Genomic DNA, 21669 nt, shown 5'->3' on the forward strand with positions numbered 1-21669 from the left:
TGGACGGAACGAGCGCGTGGGACGGCAAATGGTTTGACCCTATTGCTTGCTTTGTCTGAACTGCGGTTCGAAGGTGCGCGCGCGCCGGAGTTCGGGAAATAGCCAGGCCCAAAGCGCGGTCACGCCGATCGCGCCGGCACCGCCGATGACGACCGCCCCGATGGGCCCGAGCGCCGCGGCCATCGCGCCGGCGCGCATTTCGCCCAATTCGTTCGAAGCCGAAATGGCGAGCCCCGAGGCGGCGCTGACCCGCCCGCGCATGTGGTCGGGCGTGTTGAGCTGGATCAGCGTGCCGCGCACGAACACCGAGAACATGTCGGCCGCGCCCATGACCACGAGCACGCCGAGCGACAGCAAGAGATTGGTCGAGAAGCCGAACACCACCGTCCCGGCGCCGAACACCGCAACCGCCCAGAGCATCTTCACGCCGACATTGCGTTCGATCGGGCGGATGGCGAGGCCGACGGCGACGGCGACCGACCCGAAGGCGACGGCGGTGCGCATCAATCCCGCGCCTTCGGCTCCCGCGTGCAATATGTCGCGGGCGAAGACGGGGAACATCGCGGTCGCGCCGGCGAGCAGCACCGCGAACAGGTCGAGGGTGATTGTACCGAGCAGGAAACGCTCGACCCACACGAATTGCAGCCCGTCGACCATCTCGCGGAGCGGGTGACGGCGGACTTCGGCGGGCGGGGGCAGAACCTGCCGCACGCGGCTCAGCGTGAAGGCCGAGATGGCGAGGAGGATGGCCGAGAAGACATACACCGACCCCGGATGCGCGGCATAGATAAGCCCGCCCGCCGCGGGGCCGATCACCGACGCCGATTGCCACGCGATGCTGCTCATCGCGATCGCGCGCGGCAACACCGCGGGGGGCACGATGTTGGGCGCGATCGCGCTCATGGCGGGCCCGGAAAAGACGCGCGCGACGCCGTGCAGCGCGGCGAGGCCGAAGAGCAGCGGCAAGGTCAGCCCGTCGACCCAGGTGAACCAGCCGAGCGTCGCCGCGATCAGCAGGTCGATGAGGTTCGAGAAGATCGCGACGCTGCGCCGTTCGAAGCGGTCGGCCGCCCAGCCGGCGACGGGGGTCAGGATCGCGAGCGGGACGAACTGAAAGAGGCCGAGCAGCCCGAGCTGGAACGATGCTTCCTTGATCGACATGCCATAGTCGGAGCGCGCGGTGTCATAGAGCTGGTAGCCGATCACGACGACCATCGCGATCGTCGCCATCACCGCGGTGAAACGCGCGAGCCAGAAATAGCGGAAGTCGGGGAAGCTGAGCGGGGAGGGGGCTTTGGGCGTCGCCGCCGGCATCACCGGTTCTTCGCCTTCGGGGGGAGGGATCGTCGCCATCGCCCTTCGCCCTAGCTCGCTTTTCGATGCTGTCCAGATGGCATGGCCGTGTCGTTCGTCGATTATAGGGTGTCATCGGCCGGAGCGGCTGGCAGAAACGCGCCATCACTATCGGGGAGATACCGGAAATGACTCGCAAATTCACTCGTTTCGGCGGCGCCGCCATGGCCGCGACGCTGCTCGCGCTCACCGCCTGCAACGCATCGGACAACAAGTCTGCAACGGCACCAAGCGCCACGTCATGGACCGAGTTTCGCGACAATTTCCTCGCGGGCTATTTCCCGCTCAACCCGAATTTCGCCGTCTATCAGGGCAAGCATGAGTTCGATGGGCAACTGCCCGACTGGTCGCCGGAAGGCCTCGAAAAGCAGGCCGCTTATCTTGAAAAGACGATCGCCGATGCCAAGGCGTTCGACGGCGAGATGACCGATGCCGAAACGTTCGAGCGCGACTATCTGATCCATGTCGCGCAGGGCCAGCTCTTCTTCCTGCGCGACACCGATTTCGCGCAGAAGAACCCGGCTTTCTACACCGGCGCGCTCGATCCCAATGTCTATATCGCGCGTCCTTACGCTGACGCGACAACGCGGATGAAGGCGTTCATCGCCTATGCCGAAAAGGTCCCGGCGGCGGCGGCGCAGATCAAGGCGAATTTGAAGCTGCCGCTGCCCGCAACCTTCGTGAAATATGGCACCGCCGGATTCGGCGGCTTCGCTGATTATTACAAGGGCGACGCCAAGGCAGCGTTCGCATCGGTCAAGGACGAGGCGCTGCAGAAGCAATTCGACGAGGCGGCCGCGAAGGCGGGCGCGGCGATGACCGACCTTGCCGAATATGTCGGATCGCAGCCGGGGACGGCGGATGGCTATGCGCTGGGCGCCGATAAATTCGCGAAGATGATTCTGACCAACGAGGGCGTCGACACCCCGCTCGCCGAACTCGAGCGTATCGGCCGGGCCGACCTCAAGCGCAACCAGGACGCGCTGAAAGCCGCCTGCGCGACCTATGCCGCGGGCATGACGATCGCCGACTGCATGAAGAAGATGAATTCGGACAAGCCCGAGGGCGGCCCGGTGGCCGAGGCGCGGCGCCAGCTGCCCGTGCTTCGCGCCTTTCTGGTCGAGAAGGATATCGTGACGATCCCCGGCACCGAACAGGCGCAGGTCGAGGAGTCGCCGCCCTATAACCGGCAGAACAGCGCCTATATCGATATTCCGGGTCCGTATGAGAAAGGCCTGCCGTCGGTCTATTATATCTCGCCGCCCGATCCGGCGTGGGACCAGGCGACGCAGGATGCGTTCATTCCGGGCAAGAAGGATTTGCTCTTCACCTCGGTCCACGAGGTCTGGCCGGGGCATTTCCTGAACTTCCTCCATTCGAACCGCGCCGAGAGCATCTTCGGCAAGCTGTTCGTCGGCTACGCCTTTGCCGAGGGCTGGGCGCATTATACCGAGGAGATGATGTGGGAAGCGGGACTGGGCGAAGGCGACCTCGAAACGCACATCGGCCAGCTGTCGAACGCGCTGCTGCGCGATTGCCGCTATATTTCGGCGATCGGTCTGCACACGCAGGGCATGACGGTCGCGGAATCGGAAAAGCTGTTCAAGGAACAATGCTATCAGGACGAAGGCAACGCCCGGCAACAGGCGGCGCGCGGCACTTATGATCCCGCCTATCTCAACTATACGATGGGCAAGCTGATGATCCGCAAGCTGCGCGAGGATTGGACGAAGGGCGACCGGACGAAGTGGAAAGCCTTCCACGACGAGTTCCTGTCATACGGCGGCCCGCCGATCCCGATGGTCCGCGCCGCGATGATGAAGGAGGACGCGCCGAAGGCGGTGTTCTAGAGCAAAGCAGGCTAAATATGAGCCGTTCGCCCTGAGCTGGTCGAAGGGCCGTTCTTTCTTTGCGACGTTGAAGAAAAGGACGGTGCTTCGACAAGCTCAGCACAAACGGATTGGGCGGTGTGGCGGATAGGCGCCGTGCCGCTCAGTTCGTGGGCGCGCGCAGGCGTGCAACGAAGAAGCCGTCGAGACCGCCCGCGTCGGCGAGCAGGCCGGGGAGGGTGCGGACGAATCCGCCATCGTCGGGCCCGATCGCGTCGGGAAGTTCGTCGGCCCGGACGGGGTCGACGGTCCAATCCTTGTTCCTGTCGAGGAACGCCGCGATCTGATTCTCTCCCTCGGCGCGTTCGAGCGAACAGGTGGCATAGACCAGCGTCCCGCCGGGTTTGACCCAGCGCGCCGCGCGCGCCAGCAGATCGGCCTGAAGGGCGGCCATGTCGGCAATCTGCCGCGCTTCGATGCGATGGAGCACATCGGGGTGGCGGCGGAAGATGCCCGTCGCCGAGCAGGGCGCGTCGAGGAGGATCGCATCGACCGGCGCGCCGGGCTCCCACGAGCGGATATCGCCCTGCACGATCTCGGCCGAGAGCCCCGTGCGCTCCATGTTGGCGCGCAGCCGTTCGAGCCGCTTGGCGCTGGCATCGACGGCAATGACATCCCAGCCCCCAGCGGCGAGCTGCATCGTCTTGCCGCCGGGCGCGGCGCAGAGATCGAGCACCGTCCGGCCTTCGCCGGCGCCCAGCAATCGCGCGGGGAGGCTGGCGGCCAGATCCTGCACCCACCAGCCGCCTTCGTTGAATCCCGGCATCGCCTCGACCGCCTGACCCCGCGGCAGGCGGCGATGACGCGGCGCGAGCGACAGCGCGTCGGGCCATTCCTCGGCGCCGGGCTCGGCGGCGAAGCTGAGGTCGATCGGCGGCGGCGAACTCCAGCTCGATTCGGCGGCTTCGACCGTATTCATGCTCCATTGTTCGGACCAGCGTTCGGCGGTGGGCAGCGGAAGCGTCGCGCGGTCGGGAAGCTGCCATTCCTCCTGCTGCGCGCGCGACAGGATCGCGTGGACGAGCCGCCGCGGACCGCCGTCGACGAGCGGCAGGGCGGTCGATACGACCGCATGGCCCGGACTTTTCAGCGCCAGCAATTGCGCCAGCGCGATCCGAAGCACGGCGCGCGACTTGACGTCGCCCGGAAGGATCTGCGCCGTCGCCCCGTCGATCAGCGCGTCGATGTCGACCATCCAGCGCATCGTTTCGGAGGCGATCGCGACGGCGAACGCGCGGTCGGCGCCGGTCAGGCCCTGCGCGGCGGCGTGCATCGCGACGTCGAGCGGATCGCCGCGCCTCAGGATCGCGTCCACCAGGCGTAACGCCGCGCGGCGCGGCGCCATGCCCGGCGGATCGGCCTCGCCGGGCGAACGGCGGCGGCGCGGGGGGCGGCGATCAGCCATGACCGGGAAGGGCGTGGTTGGCGTGACGCATGAAAAATCCTATAATGCGGGCATGACGAACGACAGCATCCCGAACCCGACCATCGGCGGAACGCCGCGCGCTGTAAAGCGTCCCGCCCATGTGACAGCGCCTGCGGGCTGGACGAACAGCGCGGTTCCGGCCCCGAGACCGGTCACGGAGGACAAGGCCGAGGACCAGCCCGGCGGGCGCAACCCGGTGCGCTATGGCGATTGGGAATTGAAAGGGGTCGCGGTCGATTTCTGACCGCCGCGCCCCGATAGCCGCCCCTGCAACGGTGCAGGGGCGGCCGTAAAACTCGCCTTTAGGCGGCGGGCAGTTCGGTGTTCAGCGGCATCTTGCCGCTCTTGACCTGTTCGGCGAACACTTCGCGCATCAGTTGCAGCGAGAAGAGGTGCGCGAAGATCAGGCCGAGGATGCCGTTCTGCATCAGCTTGCGCAGCACGTCGCCGCGCAGTTCGCGCAGCTTGTTCTCGTCGACCATCTGGAAGCCGCGATAGACATAGGGCTTGTCATTGCCTTCCTGCTGGATCGAGACTTCGCCGTCCATCAGCAGGTCGGCCTTTTTCAGCTCTTCCATGAACATGCCGGTGCGCTGGCCGGCTTCCTCGAAATTCTTGCAGAATTCGAGCACGGCCTTGGTCTGGTCCGACGGCTGGCCGTCGACGAACAGCACATCGCCTTCGTCGAACTTGCCGAGCGCGCCCGAGGTCGGGTCGAAGCACAGCGACAATTCTTCCGAATTGGGCTGGAGCTTGGCGAGCAGGAAGGGATAGCGGCGGATATAGGCCGGGACATAGACCGGGTTGACCAGCTTGCCGTCGTCGTCGACGAAGGTGTTGATGCCTTCATTCAAGCCCATCAGCGCGAGCGGGACAGGATTGTCGCCCGCCGAAAAGACGATCGGGAAAAAGCGGCATGCCGACACGAATTCGTCCGACGTCAGCGGGATCGCATGCTGGCCAACCAGAAATTCGGCGCTGTCGAGCGGGCGGGCGCGGAAATCGGCATGATCGACGCTCGAAAGCGGAACGAGGTCCTTGTAGAACAGCGGCAGGTTGGCAGGTGCGGGCGCAGTGGCCATGTTTCAACTCCGGTAATGTCCCGCGGGCGGGGGGCGAAAAGGATAAAGCGCCTTATTGGCCCGCGCCGCGCGGCGCAAGGGGGCGATCGCGCCGGGCCGGCGGGCAGGACGACGCGTCAGGCGATCAGCTTGCCGGGATTGAGGATGCCCGCGGGATCGAGGCCGGCCTTGACGCCGCGCAGCGCCGACAGCCGCGCCGGGCTGTCGAGTTCGGCCAATATGTCGCGCTTCATCTGTCCGATGCCATGTTCGGCCGAAATCGATCCGCCGAGTTCGACAACGTGCGCATAGACGAGCCCGCTGACCGCCGCGCCATGTTCGGCGAGCCACGTGGCGCCGTCGACACCGGCGGGCGGCTGGACATGGTGATGAACGTTGCCGTCGCCCAGATGTCCGAAGGACAGCGTGCGTATCCCCGGAAAGGCGCGTTTCAGCCGGCGCGGGTTTTGCGCGATAAAGGCGGGCATCAGGTCGATCGGCACGCTGATGTCATGTTGCAGCGCGGGGCCTTCGGCGCGTTCGGCCTCGGAAATGGAATCGCGCAGCCGCCAGAAATCGTCGCTTTCGCGCTCGCTTTTGGCGATCACGACGTCGCGGATCAGCCCGGCGTCGATCGCCGCAGCGAGCTGCGGATCGAGCGCCTCGCCCAAGGCCTGATCGCTATCGCCCGCGAGTTCGAGCAGAACATGCCAGGGATGGGCCGCGGAAAGCGGCGCGCGCGTCTGCGGGATATGGCGCAGCACCGCGTCGAGGCAGCTTTGCGGGATCAGCTCGAAACCCTCGAGCGGATTTCCGATCGCGGCGTCGAGACGGCGCAGCAGCAGGAGCGCGCTTTCGGGCGAATCGACGCCGATCCACGCGGTGCGCCGCGCCGCCGCCGCGGGGACGAGGTGCAGGCAGGCGGCGGTGACGATGCCCAACGTCCCCTCGGCGCCGCACAGCAGATGCCGCAGATCGTAACCGCGATTGTCCTTTTTGAGCGGCGCGAGCCCGTCGAAGATGCTGCCGTCGGGCAGCACCGCCTCGATCCCCGCGACCAGCGCGCGCATCGTCCCGTGGCGCAGCACCTGCGTCCCCCCGGCGTTGGTCGACACGAGGCCCCCGATCGTCGCCGACCCCTTGCCCCCGAGCGTAAGCGGAAAGCGCAGACCGTGCGCGAGGGCGTCGTGGTGGAAGGTCTCGAGGATCACCCCCGCCTCGGCGACGGCAAGCCGCGCCGCCTCGTCGACTTGGCGTATCCGGTTCATGCGCCGCAGGCTCAGGAGCAGTTGGTCGCCGCTGTCGTCGGGGGTGGCGCCGCCGACCATGCCGCTGTTGCCGCCTTGAGGGACCAGCGCGACCCTCGCGTCGGCGCACAGCCGGACGATGGCGGCCACTTCGTCGGTCGACGCGGGCGACAGCATCGCGGCGGCGCGGCCGTGATATTTGCCGCGCCAGTCGGTCAGCCAGGGCGCGATCGTGTCGGCGTCGGCGCTATAGCCTTTAGGCCCGAGCAAAGCCGCAAGGTCGCCCAATAACGATGTCGACGGCGCGTAGGTCATGCCCTTTCCCTTCGGAAACTTGCCGCGCCACGGCGGCCCTTGCGGCGACAACAGTTCATTTGATGTTCAATCATCCTTGTTAAAGCGAGCGATGGACGAATCATATGTGTTCGTCCAGCGGGGCATGGACGCGGGAGCCAAGGGTGATCAGCATCTTCTGTCAGAGCGCCGAGGGAGCGGCAGCGCGGCTGTGCTGACGGCGGCTTTCCTGTGGTTCGCCGCGGCCGCGCCGGCCGCCGACGCGACGCCGCCTCCGGCAGCGCCGGATCCGCTGGTCGCGATTTCCGCGCCGGGCGTCGATCAGGCATCATCCTTCTGGCAGATGGTGATCGAGCAGCAGCTGATCATCCGCGTTCCCGCCCGGCGTTCGCCGCTCAACAATTTCGCCGCGGAACGCTCGACACCGAAGCGGGAAATCGAATTGCCGATCGTCTGGAAAGAGAAAAAGGCGCCCAAATGCGTGGCGATGCGCAACATTGTGGGGATGCAGGTCCAGCGCGATAGTATCGATCTGATCACCCGGCAACGACAGCGGTTGCGCGCGCAGCTCAACCGCGGTTGCCGCGCGCTCGACTTCTACGCCGGTTTTTACATGCAGGGCAGCAAGGACGGCAAACTCTGCGAGGACCGCGATCAGATCCACGCGCGCACCGGCGCGAAGTGCGAGATCGACAAGTTCCGGCTGATGGTTCCGGTGCACGAGGACGATTAATCGCGTTTTCGTCGCCTTTTCTTGACTTTTTATCGCTATTTCCCCAATGGCCCCGGCAGCGCCCGCCTGCGTGGGAGGCCGGGCGCACCCTCTTTTCCGGACATGACATCACATGAAATTTGCCGATATCGGCCTTTCCGACGAACTTTTGCGCGCTATCGACGAGTCGGGCTATGCCGAAGCGACGCCGATCCAGGCGGGAGTCATCCCGTCGGTATTGATGATGCGCGACATCATCGGGATCGCCCAGACGGGCACCGGCAAGACCGCGTCGTTCGTGCTGCCAATGATCGACATCCTCGCTCACGGCCGTGCCCGCGCCCGCATGCCGCGCTCGTTGATCCTCGCACCCACGCGTGAGTTGGCGGCGCAAGTCGCGGAAAATTTTGAAAAATACGGCAAATATCACAAGCTGTCGATGGCGCTGCTGATCGGCGGCGTGCAGATGGGGGACCAGGTCAAGGCGCTCGAAAAGGGCGTCGACGTGCTGATCGCGACGCCGGGCCGCCTGATGGATCTTTTCGAGCGCGGCAAGATCCTGCTGACCGGCTGCAACCTGCTCGTGATCGACGAAGCCGACCGCATGCTCGACATGGGCTTCATTCCCGACATCGAGAATATCTGCACCAAGCTGCCGGCGAATCGGCAGACCCTGCTGTTCTCGGCGACGATGCCGCCGCCGATCAAGAAACTGGCCGACAAATTCCTGTCGAACCCGAAGACGATCGAAGTGGCGCGTCCCGCGAGCCGCAACGAGAATATCGAACAGTTTCTGGTCAAGACCGCCGAACGCGGCAAGCGCGACACGCTGCGCGGCCTGATCGAATCCGAAAAGGTTCACACCGCGATCGTGTTCTGCAACCGCAAGACGACGGTGCGCGAACTGGCAAAGGCGCTCCAGCGGGCGGGTTACAAGGCCGGCGAGATCCAGGGCGACATGGACCAGTCGAGCCGCACCGCCGAGCTCGATCGCTTCAAGGCGGGGACAATCAACATCCTCGTCGCGTCGGACGTCGCGGCGCGCGGTCTCGACGTCAAGGGCGTCAGCCACGTCTTCAATTTCGACGCGCCCTGGCATCCCGATGATTATGTCCACCGCATCGGCCGCACCGGCCGCGCGGGCGCCAAGGGACGCGCGTTCACGCTGGTGACGCCGTCGGACGACGAGGCGATCGACAATATCCAGAAGCTGACGGGCTACAAGATTCCGGTCCATGGCGGCGGCGGTGCACCACAGCCGGTCGCGGAAGGCGAGCCCGACGAACGCGAACCGCGTCGCGGTCGACGGTCGAGCGCGAAAGCGACGAAGGAGCCGAAGCGGGCGGCGGAAACGCCGGCCAAGGCACCGCAAAAGGACGCCGACCGGAAACCGGCTCCACGGGCACGGCGCGACGAGGACGATGGTCCGGACGACGGCTGGAACGGCCCGATGCCCGATTTCCTGTCGGTGGGGTTCGGTAGCTGACCTGACTTCCCCTCCCGCAGGCGGGAGGGGAGATCGGACGTCCGCTTTCGGTCGCCCATAGCTTCGTCCGCTTGCCCTATATCCGAACCAGCATCTTCCCCATGTTCGCCCCCGCGAACAGCCCGAGAAACGCGTCGGTCGTCGCCTCCAGCCCCTCGTGCACGGTCTCGCGCATCGTCACCGCACCGCTGGCGATCAGACCGCCCATATCGGCATAGAATTCCTCCATGCACTCGATGAACTGGTCGGTGTAGATGAAGCCTTCCATGCGGATGCGGGCCGGGATGGTGCGGATGAGATATTTCATTTCCTGCGCTTTTCCGTCGTTATAGACGTCGATCATGCCGCAGATCGCGAAACGCGCGAAGTCGTTCGCGGTCGCAAAGGCGGCGTCGAGATGCTCGCCGCCGACATTGTCGAAATAGACGTCGATCCCGGGCTTGCCGAGGCGTTCGAGCGCGGCGGCGAGTTGCGGCAGCACCGGCCCCGCCTTGTAATCGACCACCGCATCGGCGCCGAGGTCGAGGGCCCACTCGCATTTTTCGGCGCCGCCGGCCGAGCCGATGACCGTCATTTCGCGCGCCTTCGCGATCTGGACGACCGCCGAGCCTACCGCGCCCGCCGCGGCCGATACGAACACCGTATCGCCGGGCTTCGCGCTCGCGATGCGCAGCAGGCCGATCCAGGCGGTGCCGCCGGTCAGACCCATATTGTGCAGGAACGTCTGCGGCGTCATGCCCGCCGCCAGCGCCTCGGCGGGCAGCTTGTTCGGCATCATGTCGAGCCCGATTACGCCGCCATCGCGCCAGCCGGCCATATGGAGGATCAGGTCGCCGGGCGCGAAACCTTCCATCCGGCTTTCGACGACTTCGCCGATCGCGCCGCCGGTCATCGGCTGGTCGATCTGAAAGCTCGCGGCATAGCTTTTCGCGTCGTTCATGCGCCCGCGCATATAGGGATCGACCGACAGCCAGAGGTTGCGGACCCGAAGCTGATCCTTTTCGAGCGGCGCGTCGGGCAGGTCGCGGAGCGCGAAATTGTCGTGCGTCGGCAGCCCCTGCGGACGACTGGTCAAATGCCATGCCTTGGCCATCGGAATCCCCCCATTCCTCAAATTTCTTCCGCGACGGCGGCGATCGTCAGAAAAGCCGTTGCCACTGCCAGCCAGTGCCGTTAAGACCCCGCCCGTCGCGGGGCCGTAGCTCAGATGGGAGAGCGCTGCAATCGCACTGCAGAGGTCAGGGGTTCGATTCCCCTCGGCTCCACCAGCGACCCACCCGGCAGATCATCCCGCGAAATCCCGAATCATGTTCTTCGCGATCACTAGCTGCTGGATCTGCGTCGTCCCTTCATAAATGCGGTAAATGCGGCAGTCGCGATAGAAGCGTTCGGCCAGATATTCCTTGAGATAGCCGGCGCCGCCGTGAATCTGGACGACGCGGTCGGCGACGCGCCCGCACATTTCGCTCGCGAACATCTTGGTCGCCGCGGCTTCGACCAATATCTTCTCGCCGCGATCGGCGCGCGCGCAGGCGTCGTTCAGCATGCAGTCGGCGGCATAGATTTCGGCCTTGCTGTCGGCGAGCATGGCCTGGATCAGCTGAAAATTGGCGATCGGTTCGCCGAACGCCTTACGCTCCATCGCATATTGAAGGCCCACGTCGAGCATGCGCTTGGCATAGCCGACGCTCGCCGCGGCGACCGACAGGCGGCCGTTGTCGAGGCTCTGCATCGCGGCGCGGAAACCGATCCCTTCCTCGCCGCCGAGCAGCGCGTCGCCGTCGACATGCACATCCTCGAGGATCACGTCGGCGATCTGCGATCCCGCCTGGCCCATCTTGCCGTCGGGCTTGCCGATCGACACGCCGGGCGCATCGCGGGGGACGAGGAAGGCGCTGACATGTGCATTCTTGGGTAACGCTTCGACATTGGTGCGCGCCATGACGAGGATCATGTCGGCGAAGGGCGCATTGGTGATGTACCGCTTGGTGCCGTTCAGCACATAGCCGTTGCCGTCCTGCACCGCGCGCGTCTTCATCGCCGCGCTGTCGGAGCCGCTGTCGGGCTCGGTGAGGCCGAAGGCGGCGATCGATCCGGCGGCGAGCTTGGGCAGCCAATGCGCTTTCTGCTGATCGGTGCCGAAGCCGACGATCGATTTGCAAACCATGCCGATATTGATCGACACGATCGAGCGATAGGCGGGCGAGGCGTAGGCCAGCTCGCGAATGAAGCCGACATATTGGCTGACGTTCATGCCCGCGCCGCCATATTCCTCGGGCATCGTCACCCCGAACAGTCCCATGTCGCGCATTTCGGCCAGAATATCGTCGGGAACGCGGCCGAGTTCCTCGAGCTGATCTTCGGCGGGGATCAGCCGCTCGCGGACATAGCGTTGCAGCTGCTCGATAAAGGCATCGTAGATGTCGGCATCCATTCCCGGATTGGTCATCGTCTTCCTGTCCCTGATCTATTGTTCGCCATAAGTGTCGATCGCCGCGAAGATACGCGTCAATTGCTCGCGTTCGTCGGCATCGATGTCGGGGCGCCAGATTTCGAACAGCAGGATGGTGCGGTCGCTGGTTCCGCGATTCCACGCCTCATGCTCGAAACTGTCGTCGAAAATCAGAAGCTCGCCCTCGCGCCAGCCGCGCGTTTCGGCCCCGACGCGCAGGGCGCAACCGTCGGGGACGATCAGCGGCAGATGGCAGATGAGGCGCGTGTTGAGCATGCCGTGGTGCGGCTGGATATGCGTGCCGGGGGTGAGGCGCGAAAAGAGGGCGATCGGCGCGCGTCCGGGGATGACGGGCTGCGGCGCCAGCTCCAGCGCGGCGAGGGCGGCGGAACATAGCGCCGCCATGCCATCGGCGACCGCGCCATCCTTCCAGAGCCACGCCGCGCCCCAGTCGGGCTTGTCGAGCAGCGGGTTGTTCGGCGGCGGACGGCCGGGGCTGGCGGTGACATAGGGGCCGAAAGTATCCGCGGCGCCGCCGATCATCGCGAGCAGCTCGGCGCGGATCGCGTCGGTCGCGGCCTCGACCGCGCCTGACCAGTCGAAATCGGATCGTTCGAAAAAGGGGCGCTGGGCGAGGCCGGGGAAATAGAACATGTTCGGCTGTTGCAGATAGAGCGGCTGCTCGCCCGCGAGCATCCTGAGCGCTTCGGCGACACGCGGCGTGGCGTTTCCGGCGTCGATCCCGGCGCCGCGCAGCTGGCCGAGCAGGTGATCGGCAAAGGCGCGCTCGGTCTCGGCGAGAAATTGCTCGGCGCGCTGGAGGCCGGGATGTAGCGCCGGCGGCACGCTGCGGGCCTGCGCGGCGGTGCCGAGCGCGAGGCGGTAATAGCTGCACGCCGCGCGGTCGTCGGCGAGGCGGCGCTTGAGCTCCGCCATCGCCAGCAAGGCGGGGAGATTGCCGCGGTCGGCGCGGATCGCGGCGTCGAGCGCCGCCGTTTCGGCGGCCACATCGCCACGCCGATGGGCGTCGCGCGCCTGGTCCAGCCATGTCGTCTGCCCCGTCATGCCTTTGCCATAACGGGGCGCCGGGCCTTTGCAAGCGCGCGCCGGGGAGCTCAGTCCGCTGGCGGCGTCGGGACCGCGGACGATTTGGCGGCGCCGTGCAGCCATTTGCGGATCGCGCGCATCGGCGCTGTCCGCCAAACCGTGAGCAGCAGCAGGAACAGGGTGGCCCATGGAATGACGGCGGCGCCGACGACCAGAATGAAAGACAGCATCACGCTGCCGCTACGGATCAGCATGTTCAGCGCGTCGCTGAACGGGTTGCCGTAACCGATACCGGGCAGGCCGCCGGTGCCGACATAGTCGAATTGCATCGGCGTCGTCGCGAGCATCGCTTCGCCCGCGCGGCGCGTATCACGCTCGCCATCGAGCTGTCTGCGCATCGCCGCAATTTGTTGCTGGAGTTCGGTGCGCTCGCGGTCGCCGAGCCCGCCTTGCTTCAGCCGCGCCTCCAGCCGCGCGATTTCGGAACCGATATCGGCGCTGCGACGCTGCGAGTCGCTGATCCGCGTGCCGGCATCCTCGCCGCTGATCCGCGCTTCAGCGAGCACGCCCTCGGCCTTTTCGACGCTCGAAAGCGCGTCGCGGCCGAACTTGCGCGCGATGGCGGGGTCGAGCTTGAACAGCAATTGCGCCTCGACCTCATTCTCGCGGACGAGGCGGTAGGTCATGCCGGCGATCCGGCAGCGCGTCGTGCCAAGGGCCTCGCACGCCGCGGCATGTTCCTCCTGCACCTTGGCGATGCGGCTGTCGTCGAGCCGGAAGGCATAGGCGTAGTTGAACGCGACCCCGGGCGCCGACGTGACCCCGACGTTGGGCGGACGCATCGCGGATGGGGCGGGAATCGCCTGCGTCGAAGCCGTTTCGGCGGCTTCGCCGGGGGCCATGTCATAGGCGGGAGCGTTGAGCGGTTCGGAGCTTTTTTCCGAGCAGCCGATCAGGGCGAGCGCCATCGCGCCCGCTAAGAGCCTGGTTTTCATGAAGCCTCTCCCAACATGCGACTCACCGTCGCATGTTATGGCATATCATAATTGATTGAGTAGACAATATGGATCAGGCGAGCGTCACGAAACTGTCGAGCACCCGCTTGCTGCCCGCCTGCTCGAATTCGACTTCGAGCTTGTTGCCGTCGATGTCGATGACTTCGCCGTAGCCGAATTTTTCGTGGAAAACGCGCATCCCGATCGCAAGGTCCAATCGTGCCTTGGCGCCGACCGAGGCAGCGGGGCCGCGTTCGGAGGGGGCGGGGGCGCGGGTCGTCGTCGTGGAGGTCGCCATCGCGCGCTGCCACGCCGGGCCGCGCGTCATCGTGCGCGCCGGCTGGCGTTCCGCGACATGCGCGAACGGGTCGCCCTGCGCCGACCAGTTGGCGCGCCACAGGCTTTGCCCGCCGCCGAAACTGTTTTCGCTGTCGACATGCTCGGGCGGGATTTCGCCGATGAAGCGGCTCGGGATGCTGCTCATCCACTGGCCGTAGATGCGGCGGTTCGCGGCGTGATAGATGCTCGCGCGCTGGCGCGCGCGGGTGATCGCGACATAGGCGAGGCGGCGTTCCTCCTCGAGGCTGGCGGTGCCGCCTTCGTCCATCGACCGCTGCGACGGAAAGACGCCGTCCTCCCAGCCCGCGAGGAAGACATGATCGAACTCGAGGCCCTTGGCGGCGTGGATCGTCATGATCGTCACCGTCTCGGTCTGGTCGTCATTGTCGCGGTCCATGACGAGGCTGACATGTTCGAGGAATTCCTCGAGCGTTTCATATTCCTCCATCGCGCGGACGAGTTCGGAGAGGTTTTCGAGCCGCCCCGCCGCCTCGACGCTGCGGTCGGCCTGGAGCATCGCGGTGTAGCCCGATTCGTCGAGGATGAGCTGGGTGAGTTCCGGGTGCGACAGGGTGTTCGCTTTCGCCTGCCAGTTCCGCATCTGCGCGACGAAATTGGCGAGCTGACGCCGCGCCTGCGGGGTCAATTCGTCGGTCTCGGTGATCCGCGATGCCGCATGAAAGAGCGGCGCGCGCTCGGCCCGCGCGAACTGGTGGATCCGCGCGAGCGCCTTGTCGCCGAGCCCGCGTTTCGGGACATTGACGATGCGTTCGAAGGCGAGGTCGTCGGCGCTTGACTGGACGAGACGGAGATAGGCGAGGGCGTCGCGAATTTCGGCACGCTCGTAAAAGCGGTAGCCGCCGACGATGCGATAGGGCATGCCGATCGCGATGAAGCGGTCTTCGAATTCGCGCGTCTGAAACTGCGCGCGGACGAGGATCGCGGCGCGGTCGAGCGAGACGCGCTGGCGCTGGAGACTTTCGAGCTCCTCGCCGATCCGCCGCGCTTCCTCGGGCCCGTCCCACACGCCGACGACGCGCAGCTTGTCGCCGGGATCGAGCTCGGTCCATAGCGTCTTGCCGAGACGGCCGCTGTTCTGCGCGATCAGCGCCGAGGCGGCGGCGAGGATCTGCGGGGTCGAGCGATAATTCTGTTCGAGGCGGATCACCGTCGCGCCGGGGAAGTCCTTTTCGAAGCGCAATATGTTCGCGACCTCGGCACCACGCCAGCTATACACCGACTGATCGTCGTCGCCGACGACGCAGATATTCTTGCGTTGCTGCGAGAGCAGCCGCAGCCAGAGATACTGGCTGGCATTGGTGTCCTGATATTCGTCGACGAGGATATATTTGAAGCGGTCCTGATATTGTTCGAGCACGTCGCGGTGCGTCTTCAATATCACCAGCATATGGAGCAGCAGGTCGCCGAAGTCGCAGGCGTTGAGCGTCTTCAGCCGCGCTTGATAGAGCGCGTAGAAATGCTGGCCCTTGCCGTCGGCATAGGCCTCCTTGTCGGCGGCATCGAGATCGCCGGGAACGAGGCCGCGGTTCTTCCACTTGTCTATGAGACCGGCGAGCTGGCGCGCGGGCCAGCGCTTTTCATCGAGCCCCTCGGTCTGGATGAGCTGCTTGAGGACGCGGAGCTGGTCGTCGGTGTCGAGGATGGTGAAATTGCTTTGCAGCCCGACGAGTTCGGCGTGACGGCGGAGCATCTTCGCCGCGATGCTGTGAAAGGTGCCGAGCCACGGCATGCCCTCGACCGCGTCGCCGATCATCCGCCCGATGCGCTCGCGCATCTCGCGCGCCGCCTTGTTGGTGAAGGTCACCGCGAGGATTTCGGAGGGCCAGGCGCGCCGCGTCGCGATGATATGCGCGAGGCGTGCGGTGAGCGCGGCGGTTTTGCCCGTGCCCGCGCCCGCGAGCATCAGCACGGGGCCTTCGGTGGTCAGCACCGCCTGCCGCTGCGGACCGTTGAGACCGCGCAGATAGGGCGGGTCCGACGGGTCGGGGGTCAGGTCAGGCGTCGAGATGGGGGTCATATTCACGCGCGAACGATTAGGGAACAGCGAGCAGACTGTCCAGTGCGGTGAGCCGGGACGAGGGTGCGATTTCACGGCGTTTGAGCTCGTCGAGCGTCGCGCGCGCCATCGCGCTATAGGCCGGAAGCAGGGCGGGGCTGTCGTTCGCCAGCACCGTAAGATGATTGCCGATCGTCCGCGCGTCGCCGCGTAACAGCGGGCCCGACAATCCCGCAAAACCATGTGCGAGGCTGTTTTCCAGCGCCGCGCGGACAAGGGGGGCAAGGAGCGCGGCTGGATCGTCGACGCCCGCATCCTTCAGCCCCCGCGCCGCGCCGCTGACCAGCGTGACGAGATGGTTCGACGCGTGACAGAGCGCGGCATGATAGAGCGCGCGCCGTTCCTCCGCGATTTCGACCGCGATTCCGCCGAGCGACGCGACGATGTTCCGCGCCCGTTCGATGGCTTCGCCCGTCGGCGCGGTGATCGCGAACCGCGCGCCCGCCATGCGGCCGACTTCGCTTTCGGGATCGCCGGTAAAGGTCATCGCCGGATGGATCGCGGCGGTCATGGCGCCGGCCTTGCCGAGCGGTTCGAGCGCCGCCGCGCCGCTGCGTCCGCTGACGTGAAAGATGAAGGGGGAATGCCCTGCCGGCAGCGCGACCGCGAGGCGGGACACGACATCGGTCAGGGCATCGTCGGCGACCGCGACCGCGATGACGTCGCATTCGGCGACGAGGCGGTCGAGGTCGGGTTCCGCGACGGCGCCGACCCCTGCGGCCGCGTTATGCGCTTTCTCGGGGGAGCGACCCCATAGCAGGGGCGGCGCGCTCGCGCGCTGTCGCAGCGCAAGGGCAAGCGCCTGCGCGACCCGGCCCGCGCCGATAATGCCGGGCTGTTGGAAACGAAAATCGGTCATGGGTTTCGGATGTAATGCGCGCGAGGGTGTTTCGCCAATGGAACGTCGGCTTGCGGCCGAAAGCTGTCGCCCGCCTTTTTCCTTCGTCATCCCCGCGAAAGCGGGGACCCAGAGCGTGCGTAGGCTGATCCCAGACTGGGTTCCCGCTTTCGCGGGAATGACGAATATTGGGTGTGTCCGCTCCCCACCCCAAACCCGTCATAGATACTTTATCTCCCCAATCCCGACATCTACGGTCGCGCTATGCAGCGACACACCATCATCCGCGCAGCGGCGGCCGCACTCGCCGTCCTGACCCTCTCCGCCTGTGCCGGCGGCAATTACCGCCCCGTTGCCGACACCCCCGTGCGGATCGGCCCCGCCTATACGATCCGCGGCGCGACCTATGTGCCCGCCGCCGCGCCCGCCTATGACGCGCTCGGCTATGCGAGCTGGTACGGCAGCGAGTCGGGGAACCGCACCGCGAACGGTGAGAAATTCCGCCCCGGCTGGATCACCGCCGCGCACACGACGCTGCCGCTGCCGACCTATGTCGAGGTCACCGCGCTCGATAGCGGGCGGCGGATCATCGTCCGCGTCAACGATCGCGGCCCGTTCGCGCGCGGGCGGGTCATCGACCTGTCGCGCGGCGCCGCCGAACAGCTGGGCATGAAGGCGCAAGGCCACGCCCCGGTGCGCGTGCGGCGCGTCGAGCCGTCGGAGAAGGATCGCGCGCGGCTGCGCAAGGGCAAGCCCGCCGCATCGCTGGCGCCCATCCCCGAGCGCGAGTTGTTGCGGCTACGCGCGCAGCTCGCCGCCGGAGGGCGCTGAGCCGCATCGCATTCATGCTTGCGTCGGTGAAGGCGCGCGCCCAAAGCGTCGCGATCAACATCGGGGAGGGGCATCGCCCGTGGATCTGGCACCCTATCGGCAGCATCGGCGCATCCTGACCGCGAGCCTCGTCGGCACCGCGGTCGAATTTTATGATTTTTATATTTATGGCACCGCGGCGGCGCTGGTGTTCGGGCCGCTCTTCTTTCCCGAAAGCTCGGATTCGGCGCAGCTGATGTACAGCTTCATGACCTTCGGGCTCGCCTTCTTCGCGCGGCCCGTCGGCGCGATCGTTTTCGGCCATTATGGCGACCGCATCGGGCGCAAATCGACGCTGGTGGCGTCGCTGATGCTGATGGGCGCCTCGACCTTGCTGATCGCCTTCCTGCCGACATATGCGATGGTCGGCTGGGTCGCGCCCCTGCTGCTCTGCATTCTGCGCTTCGGCCAAGGCTTCGGCCTCGGCGGCGAATGGGGCGGCGCGGCGCTGCTCGCGGTCGAGAATGCCCCGCCGGGATGGAAATCGCGCTTCGGCATGTTCCCGCAATTGGGCGCGCCGGTAGGATTCATTGCCGCGAACGGCCTGTTCCTGCTTTTGGGTCTGGGGCTGAGCGACGCCGATTTCGCCGCCTGGGGCTGGCGCATCCCGTTCCTGCTGTCGGCGGTGCTCGTCGGGCTGGGGCTATGGGTGCGATTGAAGATCGGCGAGACGCCCGATTTCGCCAAAGCCATCGCAACGGAGGCGCCGGTCGCGGTGCCGCTCGGCGAATTGTTCCGGCACCATCTGGTCGCGACGCTCGCGGGGACCTTCGCCGTCGTCGCCTGTTTCGCGATCTTCTACCTCGCGACGAGCTTCGCGCTCGCGCACGGGACGACAGCGCTCGGCTATCCGAAGGAGCAGTTCCTGCTGATTCAGCTCGGCGCGATCCTGTTCATGGCCGTCGGGATCGTCATCGCCGGATATTGGAGCGACGCATCGAGCGCGCAGCGCGTGCTGAGCTGGGGGTGCGGCGCGACGATCGTGACCGGTTTCCTGTTCGGGCCGTCGCTGGCGTCGGAAAGCTGGTCCTTGATCTTCCTCGGCCTCGCCGCCGCGCTGTTCGTGATGGGGCTGGTCTATGGCCCGCTCGGTAGCTGGCTGACCGGGCTGTTCCCGGTGCGCGTGCGCTACACCGGCGCGTCGGTGGCGTTCAACGCCGGAGGCATCCTCGGCGGCGCGATGGCCCCGATCGTCGCGCAGGCATTGGCCGCACGCGGCGGGACCGAAACCGTGGGCTATTATCTCGCGCTCGCCGGGATCATCAGCTGGCTCGGCCTGCTGATGGTGCGGCGGATCACACCGCCCGCCTGAGCAGCGTCAGCTTCGCCTTGCCGACCTTGCGTGTCGCGTCGATTTCGAAGCCCGCGACCTCGACCGTTTCCTTCTCGGCGGTCTCGATCGAAATCCAGCTGTCGGGGCCGATCCAGCCGAGGCGACCGAGCTTGTCCAGCGCGACGCTGCCCGCGCCGGTGTCATAAGGCGCGTCGAGCATCAGCAGGTCGTAGGTCCGGCGCGCCGGGCCCAATGCGAGAACCGAACCCGCGCGAATATCGGCGCGCGATGTCCCACCCAGCGTCCCCAGATTCTTACGCAGCGCGTCGAGCGCGTCGCGATCCTGTTCGGCGAAGAGGCATTGCTCGGCGCCGCGCGACAGCGCCTCGATACCGAGCGCGCCCGAACCTGCGAACAGGTCGGCGACGACCAGCCCCTCGAAACTGCCGAGACGGCTCGCGAGCATCGAGAAGAGCGTTTCGCGCGTGCGGTCGGCGGTCGGCCGCGTCGCGTCATTCTTCGGCGCGAGCAGCTTGCGCCCGCGCCATTCGCCCGAGATTACCCGCACAGGGTCAGAGCCTGCCGCTGGCGCGGTCGAGGCGCCGAAATGGCGAAGATATCGCCGTCGCGCGGTCGCCGTGGCTAGTGGTTCTAGCAGCAAGGCCGCGTGGGGGCGAGATCGAAGCCATTTCGGCGTCCCTTTGGGATTTGACCGATTTTGTCCATGGCTGCGTCAGCGTGCCTTGGAATATATTCATATGCCTGCGTCCCGCTTCCTTGCCCTGAACAAAATCGCTTCAAACCTCGACCGCGCCAGCGGCAGGCTCTGACCCTTAGCCAAGACGCCGGCGAAATTTGAACAGCTCGTCGCGCGGCACGACGTCGACCGCGCCCATGTCGAGGTCGGCGAGGGTGAATTCGCCATAGCGCGTCCGGATCAGGCGGCTGACCTGCAGCCCGAAATGTTCGAGCACCTTGCGGACTTCGCGATTCTTGCCCTCGGTCAGCGTCATTTCGACCCACTGGTTGCGCCCCGTGCGCCGTTCGAGGTTGGCGTCGATCCTGCCATAGCGGACGCCGTCGATCTCGATCCCCATTGCAAGCTCTTCGAGCTGCGCCTGGCTGATGTCGCCGAAGGCGCGCGCGCGATAGGTGCGCTCGACCCCGCTCGCCGGCAGTTCGAGCTGACGCTTGAATTCGCCGTCGTTGGTGAGCAGCAGCAACCCCTCGGTATTATAGTCGAGGCGGCCGACGGGCATCAGGCGCGGCAGCCCCTTCGGCAGCAGATCATAGATCGTCTTGCGGCCCTTGGGATCGCGCGCGGCGGTGATGCAGCCCGCGGGTTTGTGAAAGCGATAGAGGCGCGTCGACACCGGCTTGGCGACCGGATTGCCGTCAACTGTCAACCCATCGAGCGACGACAGCAGCGGCGCGGGCTGGGCGATCACTTCGCCATTGAGTGCGATACGCCCTTCCTCGATCATCCGCTCGACATCGCGGCGCGAGCCGACGCCGGCGCGCGCGAGCAGCTTGGCGATGCGCTGGGGCCCGTCCTCGCGCTCTTCGGAGGGCTTGGCTTTGAGCGCCGATGCGGCGCCGCGCGCGGCGCGGCGGCCTTTCGGGGCGTCGCGATCTGCGGCGGGGCGAGGCGTCGAGCGGGGCGGACGGCGGGTCGTCATCGGAACGGATGCGGCTTTCTTGTCGTTTTCAGAAGAATAGTGTTGCGTCGTGATCACGCCCATAGCCGGAAAAGACCCGCTTCGTCGATGGCAAGCAGAAGCGATCTTGCGGGAGGGCGCGGAGCGAGTCATGGCGACGTCAAAGGGAGAAACCATGCGCTTCGCGTCCCGCCCTACCTGCATCAAGCGGCTGCTGATCATCGAGGATGATCCGCTGACGGCTTTCGACAATGAGCACACGTTGAAGGTGGGCGGGTACGAGATCGTTGCGACGGTCGATTCGGGCGAGGCGGCGGTGGCGATCATGGCGGCCGAGCCGGTCGATGCGCTGGTGCTCGACCTGGGCCTTGCGGGCCATATGACCGGGCGCGAAGTCGCGAGGCTGGCGCGCGACCGCGGCATCGCGGTGCTGCTGGTGACCGGACAATGCCCCGCCGACGCGAGCGAGATCGCGCTGGCATGCCTCGGCAAACCGCACAGCGCCTCCTCGCTCGTCTCGGCGCTGAAAGCGCTCGAAACGATGATCTGCAAGAATGAGGCGCCGCGCAAGGTGAGCGGCCTTACGACCTTCTGGCGCCCGCAGGCCGCCTAGGGGCGAGCGGGGTGTCGGGGCAGGCGCTCCCCGCCGACA

19 protein-coding genes and 1 tRNA gene are annotated in these 21669 nt (G+C 66.2%); 8 read left to right on the forward strand and 12 right to left on the reverse strand.

Going from position 1 to position 21669, the window contains the following annotated elements; genetic code table 11:
- Window positions 1–39 precede the first annotated feature (39 nt).
- Window positions 40–1353, reverse strand: coding sequence for an MFS transporter (locus GGR90_RS08850; RefSeq protein WP_245198549.1), 1314 nt, complete (start codon window positions 1351–1353; stop codon window positions 40–42).
- Between the two features lie 128 nt (window positions 1354–1481).
- Between GGR90_RS08850 and GGR90_RS08855 the strand changes: the two genes are divergently transcribed.
- On the forward strand, window positions 1482–3203 hold the full coding sequence (locus tag GGR90_RS08855) for a DUF885 domain-containing protein (RefSeq protein ID WP_167921077.1): 1722 nt from the start codon (window positions 1482–1484) through the stop codon (window positions 3201–3203).
- Between the two features lie 142 nt (window positions 3204–3345).
- On the opposite strand, the gene GGR90_RS08860 is transcribed toward GGR90_RS08855, so the two are convergent.
- Complete coding sequence (locus GGR90_RS08860) at window positions 3346–4647, reverse strand: RsmB/NOP family class I SAM-dependent RNA methyltransferase (RefSeq protein WP_167921078.1); 1302 nt, start codon at window positions 4645–4647, stop codon at window positions 3346–3348.
- Here GGR90_RS08860 and GGR90_RS08865 point away from each other — a divergent pair.
- Window positions 4646–4912, forward strand: a complete 267-nt coding sequence (locus tag GGR90_RS08865) for a DUF1674 domain-containing protein (protein WP_245198550.1) — start codon at window positions 4646–4648, stop codon at window positions 4910–4912. The genes GGR90_RS08860 and GGR90_RS08865 overlap by 2 nt on opposite strands.
- Before the next feature lie 58 nt (window positions 4913–4970).
- Here the strand turns inward: GGR90_RS08865 and GGR90_RS08870 are convergent, their stop codons facing one another.
- Window positions 4971–5750, reverse strand: a complete 780-nt coding sequence (locus GGR90_RS08870; protein ID WP_167921079.1) for a SapC family protein — start codon at window positions 5748–5750, stop codon at window positions 4971–4973.
- Window positions 5751–5866: 116 nt separating this feature from the next.
- The gene (locus GGR90_RS08875; RefSeq protein WP_167921080.1) at window positions 5867–7291 is read right to left on the reverse strand and encodes an FAD-binding oxidoreductase; all 1425 of its coding nucleotides are present in this window, start codon (window positions 7289–7291) and stop codon (window positions 5867–5869) included.
- Between GGR90_RS08875 and GGR90_RS08880 the strand changes: the two genes are divergently transcribed.
- Both GGR90_RS08880 and GGR90_RS08885 read left to right on the forward strand, forming a co-directional pair.
- Entirely contained in the window at window positions 7290–8003 is a 714-nt protein-coding gene (locus GGR90_RS08880) for a hypothetical protein (RefSeq protein WP_245198551.1), read from the forward strand. The genes GGR90_RS08875 and GGR90_RS08880 overlap by 2 nt on opposite strands.
- Window positions 8004–8115: 112 nt before the next feature.
- On the forward strand, window positions 8116–9468 hold the full coding sequence (locus GGR90_RS08885; RefSeq protein ID WP_167921081.1) for a DEAD/DEAH box helicase: 1353 nt from the start codon (window positions 8116–8118) through the stop codon (window positions 9466–9468).
- Between the two features lie 76 nt (window positions 9469–9544).
- Here GGR90_RS08885 and GGR90_RS08890 read toward each other — a convergent pair whose 3' ends face one another.
- Window positions 9545–10561, reverse strand: coding sequence for an NADP-dependent oxidoreductase (locus GGR90_RS08890; protein WP_167921082.1), 1017 nt, complete (start codon window positions 10559–10561; stop codon window positions 9545–9547).
- A 99-nt stretch (window positions 10562–10660) separates the two neighbouring features.
- Between GGR90_RS08890 and GGR90_RS08895 the strand changes: the two genes are divergently transcribed.
- Window positions 10661–10736 (forward strand) — tRNA-Ala (locus tag GGR90_RS08895).
- A 17-nt stretch (window positions 10737–10753) separates the two neighbouring features.
- Here GGR90_RS08895 and GGR90_RS08900 read toward each other — a convergent pair.
- The 5 genes from GGR90_RS08900 to GGR90_RS08920 form a co-directional block, all read right to left on the reverse strand.
- Window positions 10754–11917 (reverse strand): acyl-CoA dehydrogenase family protein, encoded by a 1164-nt coding sequence (locus GGR90_RS08900; protein ID WP_167921083.1) that lies wholly within the window; start codon window positions 11915–11917, stop codon window positions 10754–10756.
- 18 nt (window positions 11918–11935) lie between these two features.
- Window positions 11936–12985: an aspartyl/asparaginyl beta-hydroxylase domain-containing protein gene (locus tag GGR90_RS08905; protein ID WP_167921084.1), complete on the reverse strand. Its 1050-nt coding sequence runs from the start codon at window positions 12983–12985 to the stop codon at window positions 11936–11938.
- Between the two features lie 50 nt (window positions 12986–13035).
- A complete protein-coding gene (locus GGR90_RS08910) occupies window positions 13036–13962 on the reverse strand; it encodes a DUF4349 domain-containing protein (protein ID WP_167921085.1) in 927 nt (308 codons plus the stop codon).
- A gap of 73 nt (window positions 13963–14035) precedes the next feature.
- Window positions 14036–16339, reverse strand: coding sequence for an ATP-dependent helicase (locus GGR90_RS08915; protein ID WP_167921529.1), 2304 nt, complete (start codon window positions 16337–16339; stop codon window positions 14036–14038).
- A gap of 16 nt (window positions 16340–16355) precedes the next feature.
- A complete protein-coding gene (locus GGR90_RS08920) occupies window positions 16356–17237 on the reverse strand; it encodes a Rossmann-like and DUF2520 domain-containing protein (RefSeq protein ID WP_167921086.1) in 882 nt (293 codons plus the stop codon).
- A gap of 243 nt (window positions 17238–17480) precedes the next feature.
- Here GGR90_RS08920 and GGR90_RS08925 point away from each other — a divergent pair, with 243 nt between their 5' ends.
- Together GGR90_RS08925 and GGR90_RS08930 are read left to right on the forward strand one after the other, a co-directional pair.
- Complete coding sequence (locus GGR90_RS08925) at window positions 17481–18047, forward strand: septal ring lytic transglycosylase RlpA family protein (RefSeq protein ID WP_167921087.1); 567 nt, start codon at window positions 17481–17483, stop codon at window positions 18045–18047.
- A gap of 85 nt (window positions 18048–18132) precedes the next feature.
- Window positions 18133–19398 carry an MFS transporter gene (locus GGR90_RS08930; protein ID WP_167921530.1) on the forward strand — a complete coding sequence of 422 codons (1266 nt, stop codon included), beginning with the start codon at window positions 18133–18135 and terminating at the stop codon, window positions 19396–19398.
- Here GGR90_RS08930 and rsmD read toward each other — a convergent pair.
- Together rsmD and GGR90_RS08940 are read right to left on the reverse strand one after the other, a co-directional pair.
- The gene (gene rsmD, locus GGR90_RS08935) at window positions 19382–19927 is read right to left on the reverse strand and encodes a 16S rRNA (guanine(966)-N(2))-methyltransferase RsmD (RefSeq protein ID WP_167921088.1); all 546 of its coding nucleotides are present in this window, start codon (window positions 19925–19927) and stop codon (window positions 19382–19384) included. The genes GGR90_RS08930 and rsmD overlap by 17 nt on opposite strands.
- 265 nt (window positions 19928–20192) lie before the next feature.
- Window positions 20193–21038 (reverse strand): pseudouridine synthase, encoded by an 846-nt coding sequence (locus GGR90_RS08940; protein ID WP_209023659.1) that lies wholly within the window; start codon window positions 21036–21038, stop codon window positions 20193–20195.
- Between the two features lie 154 nt (window positions 21039–21192).
- Here GGR90_RS08940 and GGR90_RS08945 point away from each other — a divergent pair, with 154 nt between their 5' ends.
- Entirely contained in the window at window positions 21193–21630 is a 438-nt protein-coding gene (locus GGR90_RS08945) for a response regulator (RefSeq protein WP_167921090.1), read from the forward strand.
- Window positions 21631–21669 lie beyond the last annotated feature (39 nt).

It is taken from the genome of Sphingopyxis italica (assembly GCF_011926545.1).
Taxonomy (GTDB): Bacteria; Pseudomonadota; Alphaproteobacteria; order Sphingomonadales; family Sphingomonadaceae; genus Sphingopyxis; species Sphingopyxis italica.

What these genes read in the sequence shown, in the direction of transcription:
- GGR90_RS08850 (WP_245198549.1), bottom strand. Translation starts at nt 1,353, where the DNA reads ATGGCGACGATCCCTCCCCCCGAAGGCGAAGAACCGGTGATGCCGGCG.
- GGR90_RS08855 (WP_167921077.1), top strand. Translation starts at nt 1,482, where the DNA reads ATGACTCGCAAATTCACTCGTTTCGGCGGCGCCGCCATGGCCGCGACG.
- GGR90_RS08865 (WP_245198550.1), top strand. Translation starts at nt 4,646, where the DNA reads ATGACCGGGAAGGGCGTGGTTGGCGTGACGCATGAAAAATCCTATAAT.
- GGR90_RS08860 (WP_167921078.1), bottom strand. Translation starts at nt 4,647, where the DNA reads ATGGCTGATCGCCGCCCCCCGCGCCGCCGCCGTTCGCCCGGCGAGGCC.
- GGR90_RS08870 (WP_167921079.1), bottom strand. Translation starts at nt 5,750, where the DNA reads ATGGCCACTGCGCCCGCACCTGCCAACCTGCCGCTGTTCTACAAGGAC.
- GGR90_RS08880 (WP_245198551.1), top strand. Translation starts at nt 7,290, where the DNA reads ATGCCCTTTCCCTTCGGAAACTTGCCGCGCCACGGCGGCCCTTGCGGC.
- GGR90_RS08875 (WP_167921080.1), bottom strand. Translation starts at nt 7,291, where the DNA reads ATGACCTACGCGCCGTCGACATCGTTATTGGGCGACCTTGCGGCTTTG.
- GGR90_RS08885 (WP_167921081.1), top strand. Translation starts at nt 8,116, where the DNA reads ATGAAATTTGCCGATATCGGCCTTTCCGACGAACTTTTGCGCGCTATC.
- GGR90_RS08890 (WP_167921082.1), bottom strand. Translation starts at nt 10,561, where the DNA reads ATGGCCAAGGCATGGCATTTGACCAGTCGTCCGCAGGGGCTGCCGACG.
- GGR90_RS08900 (WP_167921083.1), bottom strand. Translation starts at nt 11,917, where the DNA reads ATGACCAATCCGGGAATGGATGCCGACATCTACGATGCCTTTATCGAG.
- GGR90_RS08905 (WP_167921084.1), bottom strand. Translation starts at nt 12,985, where the DNA reads ATGACGGGGCAGACGACATGGCTGGACCAGGCGCGCGACGCCCATCGG.
- GGR90_RS08910 (WP_167921085.1), bottom strand. Translation starts at nt 13,962, where the DNA reads ATGAAAACCAGGCTCTTAGCGGGCGCGATGGCGCTCGCCCTGATCGGC.
- GGR90_RS08915 (WP_167921529.1), bottom strand. Translation starts at nt 16,339, where the DNA reads ATGACCCCCATCTCGACGCCTGACCTGACCCCCGACCCGTCGGACCCG.
- GGR90_RS08920 (WP_167921086.1), bottom strand. Translation starts at nt 17,237, where the DNA reads ATGACCGATTTTCGTTTCCAACAGCCCGGCATTATCGGCGCGGGCCGG.
- GGR90_RS08925 (WP_167921087.1), top strand. Translation starts at nt 17,481, where the DNA reads ATGCAGCGACACACCATCATCCGCGCAGCGGCGGCCGCACTCGCCGTC.
- GGR90_RS08940 (WP_209023659.1), bottom strand. Translation starts at nt 21,038, where the DNA reads ATGACGACCCGCCGTCCGCCCCGCTCGACGCCTCGCCCCGCCGCAGAT.
- GGR90_RS08945 (WP_167921090.1), top strand. Translation starts at nt 21,193, where the DNA reads ATGCGCTTCGCGTCCCGCCCTACCTGCATCAAGCGGCTGCTGATCATC.